Below are 552 nucleotides of genomic sequence, written 5' to 3'. Positions count from 1 at the left end.
AGTCCATCATGAGGCCGATGGTGCCGGTCGGCGCGAGGACGCTGGCCTGCGAGTTCCGCCAACCGTTCTTGTCACCGATCTTGTTGCCGAGGGTCCACTGCTTCGTGGCCTCTCGCTGGATGGCGGTGGCCACGGTGCCGGCCGGCCTGATCTCGTCGTTGGCGGCGGCGTGCTTGCGCATGACCCGCTTGTGCGGCTCGGCGTTGCGGGCGTAGCCGTCGTACGGGCCGACGATGCCGGCCAGCTCGGCGGAACGGCGGTAGGCGGTGCCGGTCATCAGCGAGGTGATCGCGGCGGACACCTCCCGGCCCTGCTCCGAGTCGTACGGCAGGCCGGAGGCCATCAGCAGCGCGCCCAGGTTGGCGTACCCGATGCCGAGCTGCCGGTAGGCGCGGGTGGTCTCACCGATCTTCTCGGTCGGGAAGTCGGCGAAGCAGATCGAGATGTCCATCGCGGTGATGACGAACTCGACCGACTTGACGAACTTCTCCACCTCGAAGCCGCCGTCGGCGCGGAGGAACTTCATCAGGTTCAGCGACGCCAGGTTGCACG

The 552-nt window shown here is 67.9% G+C and carries 1 pseudogene; it reads right to left on the bottom strand.

Annotated elements, in window-relative coordinates:
- Positions 1-552, bottom strand: a pseudogene (locus SM447_RS29780) (vitamin B12-dependent ribonucleotide reductase); the annotation flags it as partial.

This window comes from Micromonospora aridisoli (assembly GCF_056150025.1).
This window is presented reverse-complemented; position numbering and strand designations above follow the sequence as displayed.